The organism is Maricaulis sp. (assembly GCF_030149515.1).
In the GTDB taxonomy this organism is placed as follows: domain Bacteria; phylum Pseudomonadota; class Alphaproteobacteria; order Caulobacterales; family Maricaulaceae; genus Maricaulis.
Map to the genome: position 1 here is coordinate 68,157 of NZ_JASBRI010000006.1, position 6,541 is coordinate 74,697.

The following is a 6,541-nucleotide window of genomic DNA, read 5'->3' on the forward strand; positions in this document are numbered from 1 at the left end:
TCTATCGGTTCAGCCGCTGCAGCAACTGGGCGCGCAATCGCCGCGCCTTGGTGTCGTCCATGGGCCCCAGCGCGCCGCGCGCATGCTCGGGCAGATGTTCGCCGGCCCGTTCCGCCGGACCGAAGACATAATGATCGAACATGGTCCGCCAGGCCTGCTTTTCCGCCCCGGGCCGGTCGCGCAGACTCAGCAGCGCGTGCAGCAGCGTGTTCATGGGCGTATCCATGAAACCCGGCACGGCGTTCCACCAGTAATTGATCATGGCGTTGAACGGATCGAGCGCCTCCACCTCGTGCCACCAGAGCGCCGGGTAAAGCAGGACGTCGCCCGGCTCCAATTCGGCCAGCTGGGCCGCCTCGAATGCCTTCCGGGCGCGCGGAAAGCGCTCGAAATCGGGATCGCGCAGATCGACCATGGTGACGACCTGACCGCCGGGTGTCGGTTCCAGGGGACCGGGATAGAGATTGTGCACCTGATCCGGCGGAAACAGGGTGAAACGCCGCCGGCCGACCGCGCAGCAGGCGATATTGTTGGACATGTCCCAGTGCGCCGCCGCGGTAGTACGGTTGCCCATCCAGATACTGGCGATGGGCGGCCAGGACTGGAACAGGGGCTGGGCATGAGTGAGATCGTTCGCAGCCCTCAGCCCCGGCAGATATGTGTCCAGATCGGTCGAACCGATATAGATCGACGGCGCATCCGCCTGCCCGTCCAGGGCGCGGATACGCCCTAACACTTCGGCCAGCTGCAGTCGTGCGGCCTGGAAATTCATCCCGGTCAGGTCGTCATTGTAGAAAAATCGGCCACCGATCTCGGGTGCGCCGGTATAGACTACCACGGGGCGGCCACCGTCGAAGCCCTCAAGATAGGCCATCGCCGCTTCGGCCGACTGGCGCCCGGCCTCGACCAGGGGCCAGTGTGCGGCGAGCCCCTTGAAGATCACCGGCTCACCGGCCTCCAACCAGTCTTCGAACCGGACCGTGTCCGGCGTCAGGCCATCGATCTGGCGGGTTTTCGTTGCGATTTCGGGGCGGGCCATGATCGGATTTCCGTACTTGTGCAGTTCAGCCAGCCTGCCGCTTGCGCTTCTTCAACTCGATCAGCCGGTTCACATTGCCCATCGATGCTGCCACCAGGAAGGCGGCTCCGAGGAAGCCACCCGTATTAAGCTGTTCCAGGGCCGCACCGTCGAGCCGGGCCAGGCGCTCCTCGCTGACAGTGAAGAGGCCCGGGATTTTGTAGTGCTCCTCGTCGCTCAGCGCGGCTTCGACCGCGACGGGCTCGAGAATACCCGCGGCCTCGAAGGCTTCGAACATGGGCTGGGCGATCTCCACACCGTCATGGATCAGGCGGAGTATGTGGGAGATGTGTTCCAGATAGGGTGAGTTGCCGCCGTGGGGCAGGAATACCGGTTCGCCCTCCTCACCGTCTGGCACGATACGCGGATGCTCCATGTCGACATGGATCATCGCCTCACGGCGCGTCTCGCCATCGATTTCATGCTCCTGCATCCCGATCAGGAAGGGGCCACGAGCCTGTACGGCGGGGATATAGCGGGCCTGCCAGCCCGCCTCGTCCAGAAAGAGATTCTCGTCCCGGTCCAGGCCCAGCAGCGCCACGGACTGGAAATGCCCTTCCGCGTCGCGGCGGAAAAAAATCGGATACTCGCGGTGAGCATCGCCGAACTCAGTCGGGAAGAGCAGGACCTGATTGATATTGTCGGCGAACTCCGCGCCATGCCGGGTAACCACCCGGAGATCCTTATGGATTACATTGTCCAGCGGTACCGTATGGGTCATCCCAACCTTCCATAGTATTGTCGGCCGACATCGTCGGACAAATGGCCGGACGGTTCAACGGTCCGGAAAAGAAGAGGCGGCCGCCCACAAGTGGCGGCCGCAGGTGAGGAGTGAGTGGAATTACCACTTTGGTACCGGGGTAATGTACCTAGAAGCGGTAGCGGGCACCGACGAGGTAGCGGGGATCCAGCTCCTGAGCGTACCAGAGGTTGGAGTCGTCGCGGCCGAAATGCCGCAGATCCTCGCCGGTGATATTGATGGCCTCGAAGGAGACCTCCAGGGCATCCGTGACGTCGTAGTTGACGTTCAGGTCGAGTTGGCCGAACGCCTCCACAAAGACCGGATTGCGCGAACCGCCGCCCCGGTTGGTGTCGGACAGGAACTCGTCACGCCAGTTGTATGCAAGACGCGCCGACCAGCCGTAGTTCTCGTAGATGAGTGTCAGGTTGGCCGTGTCCGACAGACCCACGAGCGCAAACTGGTCGATGCTCGGATCGGCGCCCACATCGATCTCCACATCGCCTTCCACGATCGTGTAGTTGGCCTGGATGCCGAACCCGTTGTCGAAGAAGTGCTGCGCCGCGATTTCGAAACCGTGGATCTTGCCTTCGCGATTGTTGATCGGCCCGGTCACCTCGAACTGGAAGAGCGGATCGCTCGAGTTCGGGGAAACGTCATAGGCCGCCAGCGTACTGTCGATGAAGGCCTGGTCCAGCGCCCCGCCCGAGAAATTGGCCTCGAACATGGAGCGGGCCGTGGCGGTATCAAAATTGTCCAGCAACGCCGTCATGGTGAACAGGTTCACATCCGTCGGGTCGGCACCGATATCCGACAGGATATCCAGCGCATCGCCCGACCGCGTCCCGGGCGCACCCGAACTCGGGTCGCGCAGCCCGAACAGGGTCTGCGTGGTCTGGCCCGTACCGATGAAGTTGGCGACCCGCTTGTCGAAGAAGCCGAACGAGACATAGCTGGCGTCGTCGAAATACCATTCCAGCGAAATGTCGAAATTGTCCGATTCCAGCGGCAGCAGGCCGGCATTGCCCGTCGAACCCGCGGCGATCCCGCCGAGCGCGGTCGGCCGCGGCGGCGTGTCCGGATCGTCGGCCACGAACATCTGGCTGTAGGACGGGCGTGCAATGGTCTTGGAGAAGGACACACGGCCCACGAGGTCGTCCCTGAGCTCGATCGAGAAGTCCATCGCCGGCAGGAAGTTGTCGTAGCCTGCTTCCTGGGTCACCAATTGCTCGTCACTGGACGTGACAACGCTGAAATCATTGTCGGATTGCCAGACGATCGCTTGCGGGACAGCGATTTCGGCGCCCGCGGTGATCTGCGTGTCTTCGTAGCGTGCACCGATCACGAGATTGGCCGGCCGGTCGGCGAACTCGCCTTCCCAGATCAGCTGCGCGTAGGCCGAGAAAATCTCTTCCTCGATGACGTTGTAGCTGTCTGCAGTCACGTTCACCGGATTGCCCAGGCCCGCATAGGCCGGCGACAGGGCATTGTAGAGGTCGACCGCATTGGCTCGGAATGCCACATCGGCATCGCCCGGCGAATAGCTGTCGAACAGGCAGCCCAGGCAGTAGGATTCCATCATGCCCGGAGCATACTGCTCCACATCGCCCACATTGTTGATGCCCCAGTCACCCAGCGTCTGCTGGGTCTGGAACTGGGTGCGTTCCATGGTAGACGAGCGATAACCGACGCCGAAGTCCACCTGGCTGAAGGGATTGAGGTCCCAGTGGCCATCGAGGCGGAATTCATCGATATCGTTCTGCTGATTGACGGCCATGGTGCGCGCCACCTGGGTGCCGATATCGGCGGCATCCAGGATGCCGTTTCCATTGCCGCGCACGCTGTCGTCCATTGTGTAGCGCTGCACCGGGAAGCCGCTGCGGAAATCGACCGAGTGCGCAGCGATGACCGGGGCCCCCATGGAGATCAGCGTCGAACTGGCACCATTGGATGCGTTCGGCCGGCTTTCGGCAGACGAGGTATGGGCGTCGAGCGTCAGCGAGAAACTATCCGTGACCCACCATTCGGCGTTGAAACCGACGGATTCCATCGTGTCCTCAAGCGAGCGGAATTGCTGTTCGAAGCCGATATCCTTCACACCCGCTATGTTCTCCTGCAGGTAGACCGTCGACGAGACCAGCGGGTTGCCATCGAAGATCACCTCGTTGAAGGGCCGGTTGAACCAGTTCGTCTGGTCGGTGCGGGCTTCGTCGGTCTGGTTGTTGGCGTAGGTGAAATCCCCCGTCAGCGTCAGCGCGTCGGTGGGACGGAATTGTACGACCAGTTGCCCGTTGACCCGCTCGCGATGCGCCTCTGCAAGGTGATAGCGGCTGTCATTGGGATAGGAGACAAGATCGTCCGCGGCAGGCGGGTTGGTGATCTGCGTTGCGGCATTCACCCGCCCATTGCCCGGATCGAGGAAGGCCGAGCCGCGCTCGACATTCCAGCCGTTGACCGTGCCCGAACGCGAGGAACTGTCGCGTTCCTGGAAGGAGCCGAACAGGGAGATCCCGAAGGTCTCCTGGGGATTGACCCAGCTGATCAGACCGGTCAGTTCAGGCGTGAGCTCCTCGCCACTTTCCACACCGGTATCATGCATGCCCTGCACGCCGATCGAACCGGTCAGGCCTTCGGCATAGTCCAGCGGACGGCGGGTATTGATATTCACCGTGCCGCCGATACCGCCGGAGGGAATTTCCGCGCGTCCGGTCTTGTAGACTTCCAGCGAGCTCACGCCTTCCGAGGCGAGGTTGGAAAAGTCGAAAGAGCGCGAGGTGCCCAGATCGCCATCGAGGTCGGCCGACTGGTCGCCGCCGATCGTCTCGACATTGGCCGTCGGCATGGTGCGGCCGTTCAGCGTGACCAAGGTGAACCCGGAGCCGAAACCACGGACCGTCACAAGCGAGCCTTCCCCGTTGACCCGGTTGATCGACACACCGGTGATCCGTTGCAGCGACTCGGCCAGATTGGTGTCCGGGAAACTGCCGATGTCTTCGGCGGAAATCGCATCGACCACGCCGTGCGAGTCGCGCTTGATATCCATGGCGCGTTCCAGCGACCCGCGCACACCGGTGACCGTAATGACGTCGGTCGTGTCGTCGTCCTGGGCAAAAGCCGGCGCTGCGGCCCCTATGGCCATCGACGATACGCCGGTCAGAAGCGCGAGACGGCCGACCCGGCCCATCCGCGCCATCGTGGCTATCTTGTCTGACTTGATACTCATTGTGTCCTCCCCTTGTGATGAATGTCCGGTCACGGAACCAGTCCGTGCGACGGCCCTGCACGCCTAGCCGGGATCTGCCGGCAGACATGGATGGGGAGGCCGGTGCTCGCGCACCACCATTTCGAAATACATTACTGTCCTCCCCCTGACGTGTTTAATAGCGCTACCAATTTTGTAGGCATTTATGTCGGGCTTTTTGACGATGACGAACGCCGGAACCTCCCGCCATCTCCACAGCGTTCGGTCGGGACATTCCGATGCAAGCGTATCGACGGGCAAACGTTTGCGCGATTGTCCTACGATGTCAATCCCGCAAAATATGGCTTTCTGACAATATGGGGATTTCGGGAAGGCCGATTGCCTCGGAAAAATTCGACCGGCGCCTTCGTGAATACATACCGAAGCCAGCAAGGGCTTTTGTCGGACAAATCTCCTTCGGCATGGCTTGGAAACTGAAACGCGCGGTGAGGCGGCAAGAAACCTTGAAGTATCAAGGCGCTGCGCTGCAACCCGTTCTTGCCGACCGCTTGCGGGATTGGTTCCTCAACCGGCATCGGACGCGATACCACCTTTCCCGGAGCCGGAGGCCGGCACCCCACGAAAAAGGGGGCGGCCCCTGCGGAGCCGCCCCCTTTCATCCGGGAATTCAGTGCCGGATCAGTCCTTGGAACCGCCGAACAGCGTCTCGAGATCGATATCTTCCGGATTGATGTTCTCGCCTTCCTCGGCCTGCAGCTCGTCCTGCGCCTTCAGGGTATCCGCGAGCATTTCCGGGTTTTCCTCCTCCAGCTTGCGCCGGCGGGCAGAAGCCTTCTTCACCTGGTCGTCGAGATCGATCTGGGTGCACAGCCCGAGCGAGACCGGGTCGGTGGGCTTGATGTTCGCGGAGTTCCAGTGCGTGCGGTCGCGCACCGCCTGGATCGTGGTCTTGGTCGTACCGATCAGCTTGGAAATCTGAGCATCGGAAAGTTCCGGGTGATTTCGCACCAGCCACGCAATGGCATCCGGCCGGTTCTGGCGGCGCGAAAGCGGCGTGTAGCGCGGGCCGCGGCGTTTGGCGGGCGTATGGAAGTCGGCATATTTCGGTTTCACCACCGACATGCGGTAGTTCGAGTCATTTTCCGCCTTCTCGATTTCCTCGCGCGTCAGCTGGCCGTTGGAAATCGGGTCAGCACCACGAACGCCGGCCGCGACGTCGCCGTCAGCGATGCCTTTGACCTCGAGCGGGTGAAGACCGCAGAATTCGGCAACCTGTTCGAAGGTCAGCGAGGTATTGTCCACCAGCCAGACGGCAGTGGCTTTGGGCATCAGGACTTCGGTCATCGGTGCGGCTCCAGTCTTTCGATCGGCAGGTTGGGGTCGGAACGCAAAAAAGCCCGGCGCGGGCGCCAGGCTTTTTGGCTTCCGCCGCGATAACCGGTCTGGTCTTGATGCAGTCCGTTCATCGCGATGTCGCCTCCCTATAGCGCGGCGGCACCGCGATGAAAAGTCGGCGTATCAG

4 protein-coding genes are annotated in these 6,541 nt (G+C 61.9%); all 4 read right to left on the reverse strand.

The features are described 5' to 3' along the window. Position 1 precedes the first annotated feature (1 nt). The gene (locus Q1U94_RS03160) at positions 2-1,039 is read right to left on the reverse strand and encodes a cupin-like domain-containing protein (RefSeq protein WP_300541858.1); all 1,038 of its coding nucleotides are present in this window, start codon (positions 1,037-1,039) and stop codon (positions 2-4) included. A 25-nt stretch (positions 1,040-1,064) separates the two neighbouring features. Then, complete coding sequence (locus Q1U94_RS03165; protein ID WP_300541860.1) at positions 1,065-1,799, reverse strand: SapC family protein; 735 nt, start codon at positions 1,797-1,799, stop codon at positions 1,065-1,067. A 148-nt stretch (positions 1,800-1,947) separates the two neighbouring features. Beyond that, positions 1,948-5,040 carry a TonB-dependent receptor gene (locus tag Q1U94_RS03170; protein ID WP_300541862.1) on the reverse strand — a complete coding sequence of 1,031 codons (3,093 nt, stop codon included), beginning with the start codon at positions 5,038-5,040 and terminating at the stop codon, positions 1,948-1,950. 657 nt (positions 5,041-5,697) lie between these two features. Next, positions 5,698-6,363 (reverse strand): cell cycle transcriptional regulator TrcR, encoded by a 666-nt coding sequence (locus tag Q1U94_RS03175; RefSeq protein ID WP_300541864.1) that lies wholly within the window; start codon positions 6,361-6,363, stop codon positions 5,698-5,700. Positions 6,364-6,541 lie beyond the last annotated feature (178 nt).